Here is a 5,543-nt window from a genome sequence, read left to right on the forward strand (position 1 = left end):
CTTTTAAGTTAGTAAAAAGCCCTAAATCCGCACTAGTTATCCCAAACTTGACTAACTTTTTCTTCATCTGACGAATCTGTTGCTGCTTCACCTGCGCCATATCTCGTACCAATCTACCCGGATCATACGCTTCCCCCGTCGTTAACATCTTGTAGACCACGACCGCCAGTTTCCGCGCCGTGGCCGTGATCGCTTTGATCCGACCGGCTCGATAAGCAATCCGCTGAAAAAACGCTGTCATTGGGTTAGGTTTCTTCATATTGCCCAATGAGTTAGCCACCATCCGAAACGTGTTGGGCAACGTTGACTTATTTTTCAAGGTCTTCTTCGACAACACTTTACCACCAGACGCTTTGTTATTGGGGGTGAAGCCTAACCACTTGGCAAACGCTTTGGCTGAGTGAAACTTGGTGATAGATTCCCCCACTTCGGCCATAAACGTCAGTAGAGCATCCCGGCCCAAACCGGGAATGTTGCTTAGGTCAACGCCTAACAGTTTATGAGCATATTGCTCAATAGGTAGGCGGGGCGTGTTGCGCGACTGCCGTAGTTTTTGGCGGCCTACAGTGGGATCAGCTACTGCTTGGGGCTGTTCGAGTCCCTTAGTATGGTCGGTAAAGTGGCCGTCGAGTTCCTTGTCTAACTCGGCGATTTCGGCCTGTAAGTTTAGGTACAGCCGATAGTTACTACGGACTTCAAAACGCATCGCCCCATTCCAGTTGCCTCGCAGCAACTCAATGATCTCGGCGGGTTTCTTTTTGCACTTACTATCCACCAGTTCGGCCAGTTTAATGGGGTCTTCCTGGCCCTGACAGATAGCAGTAATAATACGCAAACCTGACACTGAATTGGTATCGGTCAGTACCGTATCCAGCCGCACATTGCCCGCCCGTAGAGCCTTCTGGATACGGCGAATGTAATCGGCAGCATCCTCGACCAGACTCTTCCGTAGCCGTACCAGCGGCCGGATAAGTGTTGAAAACTCGTCCGGCAAGAAAATCGGTGGCAGTAAACCCAGACTGTGCAGGGTTCGAATGTGAATCGCATCGGACGTGTCCGACTTAAACCGACGGTAATTCTTCGTATTGGCTCCTGAGGTAACTAAAACCTCGAAACCCACTTCCTGAAGCACATTGACCAAGGCTCGTTCATACCCGCCGGTCGCTTCCAGGGCTACATGTTTGACCTGATGCTCAGTCAGCCACTGAGCCAGTCGAAATAATTCTTTCGTGGAGACCCCAAATTGTTGGACGTGTTGTTTGGGATCATCGCCGATGGCTACTACATGGAACTGAGAGCCGATGTCGATGCCCGCCACCTGCTGATGGACGATGGGCATGGCCAGATAGTTATCCTGCTTTTTCATGGTTAGAAGGGGTAAGCAGTTAGAACAAAAAGGCTGTCAGCGGGCTATTTTAGAAAGACAATAATCAGGATGTACGGAGTAAGGGCCGCAGCCCCTCTACCAGTTGGGTTCTCAAGGCATGAACTGGTTAACCAGCACATGACCAATAGCCAAATCGGGCGGTTGGACGGGTTGATAAGCACCAACAAACAAGGACGATCTTCCCACGAAGGGGCTACTGACAGCAGGGTAAATATAAGGCCCAAAGGTGGATTTTTATTCTCATGCGTTCTTCTGGGTTCGTTCGCCCGCGAACACGGTGGCTGTTGGGCTGAAGACTTTCCTGCGGGACGTGCGAACTGTCGCTGATAAATGGCCTCATACGAATCATATTAGTAATGCGATGTACTCATCCAGTGAAATCTATCTGTCGAGACGGTCAGCTTGAGATCGGAAATCTTACCATATCAAGATAGAAACGCTCAAGCATAGTCGCTCAATCAAAAACTGACCTATCGAATATACCATCAACCTGTTAAAAATATCTTCTGTTTACTGTTTTACATTCTCTTTAATTCATTTTTATAATAATCGATAAGTATTTTGTGTAATTTGGAGAATTTTTCTATTAAAATAACTTCATCATTTCGTATATCAGTTAGTGTTGACAAGTGTTCGTTTTTTTTGACTCCATCATTTGCCCATTCCTTATCTTGTAACTTCTCAATTGTATTACGAATTTTATTTTTCAACTCATGCATAAAGACTATTGAAGCATTATTTTGAATATCTTCAGGCATTTTTTTTAGAAATAACAAAACTTTTGTATATTTTTCTTCCAATTCGTCAAGCACACTCTTGACGTAAATTAATTCAACATTTTGGTTACGTTCAATTAATTTTTCAATTAAAAGTCTGCCTTCTCTTATTACCTCTATAAGTTCTTGTAATACAGGCAACTCTTTGTGCATTATAGTTTCAATATATTCTTTCATTAAGCTAACTTGCCCTTTATAATTTTCTAACTTTTTAGAAGTTAGAAAAGACCAAATTAGAGTCAAAACCGAAACGAAGAGAGCTATAATAGAGATTATATCTTTGGTTTCCATATTATGTCGTATAATGGGTGATCTCTTAAAAAATACTCCTCTGACCATTCTTGAAAACCATATATATTTTTAAAATTTGAACTTTTTTCTGGTTTATTCATATATTCCAGTAGCAGTAAAATTGACGGATACTTCCTTTTAAATTTCTCAATGGCACCTACAAACTCATCTTTTTTTAGATTAATTGTTAAACCATTATGAATGGCTAATATACTTGGATTGAAATACTGCATACATTTCTCCAAATTAGTTATCATTCTTAATTCAACATTATCGTTAGGCAGCTTATCATCCCAAGTAAGAGTCAAAAGGTGAAAGAGATTCACATTTAGACCTTCCTTGTTTAACTCCTTTGCTTTTTGTTGTTTCTCTTCATATTCAGGACCAGTGTTATATGAAGCAAGTATTACTATTCTATCGCTGCTCATACAATTTGTTGTTTTGCCACTCAACATCCGCAGAAGTTAATATGGGGCTATTTAATTGAAAAAATGCACAAACTTTTGACTTTTACAACTCTAATCTGTCAGGGCGTTCTCCCTCTCAGTCGAGACACGGAAATGGGAGCCTCAAACTTCCTAACCAGAACGTTTAACTTGTTGCACAGAAGTCCGCTACTACGTTATTTACTGTTTGTTTCACCCAACAACTCTGAGTGCTGATGACCCAATAGGCTACTTGAAAAAACGCAAGTACCCGCTGCCTTTACACACTAAGCAGGTTGGGATGCCGCTATCCTTCTAGGGCGTGCATCCTGTCGCCGGAAAAGTGACCCACACGGAGCGGACAACAACTTACTTCCAAACCTTTGTACCGAGCCTTGTCAAACTCGGCTGCCGGGACGACTCGCCTTTCAACCGCAACCGGCGTGAAGGACATGACTATGCTTTGGGCTTCTGCTCCTCTTCCTCCTTAGTGCTGCGTTTTCGTCTTAGCCAACGCTGGAAAAGCCTATATCCGCCGAGTAAGGATACGCCTGAGCCAAAGGTCAGCGTAATCATGTCTTTGTTCTTGCTTACAAACTCAGTAATCGAGTCTATAATGCCCACCTTTACGGTGATCACTTTATGAAATGCTTTTATTTGGATTCGGTCATTTAAGCCCCCTAAATCAATTTCTGCCCAAAGAGTGAGGTGCAACTGATGAGTGCCTTTATCAGTAGCTTTTATGTCCCATTTCCATTCTGTCTTTCCTTCAGGGTCGATTAATTGCCTTTCTTGCGGAGCGTCTTTTATATCAAACCCCTGTCCAGTCAGATCGGCAACCATATAACGGGAAATTTTAACCGTAGCCGTATCAATCTGCATAGCTTGGGAGTTATCATTCGCCGTTGCTTCGATCTCCCTCTCCAATTGATCCTTTACTTGCGCGGCTGTTTCACTTGGATTTAGTAGTAGTGTAATCGTTTGTGTTTCGTTCAGACTCATAGATGTAGGGGCCGAAAATGCAATGGAGGCTATCTCCATTGATTCTTTAAAATCCCGCAGCAACGTCTTTAGTGAATCCGCCTTAGTTATTTTAACCTGCTCCGGTCCAAGAATAGAACTTGGCTTCCTGTTGACAGGCCGTTTTGAGCCTAAGTTTTTGCGTTTCCGCTTGAAAGTAGCCTTATTCCTTACCTCGTTCTCTTCCGATTCAGCTTTGTGGTCAGCTTTTTCGATGTCCTCGCGTGCTTCGGCTGCGTCATTGGCATCAGCAGACATTGCATCACCTGTATTTTCGATGGCGTCTTCCGTGCGCGATTCTTTCTTACCGTCCGAGCCACACGCCTGCAACAACGCCAATAAAACCACCAGCATCATCGTGCCGACTGCATTTTTGATTTGGGTCATTACCAATTGTTCAGTTCTCATAACGTGATGTGCATAGTTTGATTTTTAGACAAACCGGCTTAACAAACGCCGTGCGGATTAAAAACAAGTAGTTCTTAGCGATGTCTTTGAACGCTCAATTCATAAAACTGCTCTGCTCAAGGATTTAGCTTGTCGCTCCAAGGTTGACTTGGAAATTTTCAAACTGCCTAACAGGAATGTTTGCTTTATCAGATGAGAATCGTTCTTAAGACTTCACTCTATCAAACCGGGGCGTTTCTGTCGCTCACAACCCAAAAATTAAAGCCTCAAGCAGCCCTCATAAGAGACATGGGTGCCCTATAGCACAAAATTCTATTATTAAGTACGTTCAAAGCTAACGAGTTAAAAGACTTATTGATAGCGTGTTTTTCCCGTATTTTACTGTAACTGCACCCAACACCCGCAGGGGTTGATGGCGAGGTACGAGCCTTTACGCCCCTGCCCACGTTGGGCTGAACACTTTCCTCCGGGGCGACTAACCTGTCGCCGGAAAGCGACCCTATGCGGAGCGAACACAACGTACTTCAAAGCCTTGTTATATCCAACATTTTGGTGCTTTGCGTTCGGGCGGAAAACCGAAGCACAAAACTAATGTCATTACTAAAGTTCGATTGAAAAGCTACCGTTGAATTTTGCGCTTCAGCCGCCTGACGCAAAACTCTTGTTATGGGAAGGTTTTCGTCCGTCCGTTACTTACCTTTTGTTTATTTCACGTTTTTTGCCCAGTCGTCCATATAATCTTCAAAAACTGTTAAAGGCATCGCACCGCCTTTCAAAATGGTATCGTGGAAATCCCGTACACTAAATTTATCGCCCAATTGTTTTTTATATTTATCACGAAGCTCCAGAATTTTTAATTGACCGATTTTATAAGAAAGCGCTTGTCCCGGCCAAGCCATATAACGCTCGATTTCTGCAGTTGCCAATTCTTTCGAAATGGGTTCGTATTGCATATTGTATTTTATGGCTTCTTCTCTGTTCATTTTTCCTGTATGCAATCCGGCATCAACCACCAACCGAATGGCTCTGTGTATTTCCATTCCCAATGCACCCAACTGATGATACGGATCCGTATAAAGCCCCAAATCTCTTCCTAAAGATTCGGTGTACAAAGCCCAACCTTCCACGAAAGCTCCGTTTGGGTGCATTTCAAAAATACCAGTATCTTGTTGACATAGCCTCAAAAAGCCCTTGTTCCCATGACCAGAGAAGAATTACATGCCCTCGTTGATGCCC

General features: G+C 43.5%; 5 protein-coding genes. All 5 read right to left on the reverse strand.

Annotated features, from left to right (window positions below; translation table 11 throughout):
• Positions 1-1,366 (reverse strand): IS110 family RNA-guided transposase (locus B157_RS0110010; protein ID WP_020603198.1); only part of this gene is annotated, 1,366 nt, incomplete at its 3' end.
• A 539-nt stretch (positions 1,367-1,905) separates the two neighbouring features.
• Positions 1,906-2,454 carry a hypothetical protein gene (locus B157_RS0110015; RefSeq protein ID WP_020603199.1) on the reverse strand — a complete coding sequence of 183 codons (549 nt, stop codon included), beginning with the start codon at positions 2,452-2,454 and terminating at the stop codon, positions 1,906-1,908.
• Positions 2,436-2,882 (reverse strand): hypothetical protein, encoded by a 447-nt coding sequence (locus B157_RS0110020; protein ID WP_020603200.1) that lies wholly within the window; start codon positions 2,880-2,882, stop codon positions 2,436-2,438. The genes B157_RS0110015 and B157_RS0110020 overlap by 19 nt, the downstream gene beginning before the upstream one ends.
• A 453-nt stretch (positions 2,883-3,335) precedes the next feature.
• The gene (locus B157_RS38165) at positions 3,336-4,307 is read right to left on the reverse strand and encodes a hypothetical protein (protein ID WP_020603201.1); all 972 of its coding nucleotides are present in this window, start codon (positions 4,305-4,307) and stop codon (positions 3,336-3,338) included.
• Between the two features lie 704 nt (positions 4,308-5,011).
• On the reverse strand, positions 5,012-5,455 hold the full coding sequence (locus tag B157_RS0110030) for a DUF885 domain-containing protein (RefSeq protein ID WP_020603202.1): 444 nt from the start codon (positions 5,453-5,455) through the stop codon (positions 5,012-5,014).
• Positions 5,456-5,543: the final 88 nt, after the last annotated feature.

The sequence above is a fragment of the Spirosoma spitsbergense DSM 19989 genome (assembly GCF_000374085.1).
GTDB lineage: Bacteria > Bacteroidota > Bacteroidia > Cytophagales > Spirosomataceae > Spirosoma > Spirosoma spitsbergense.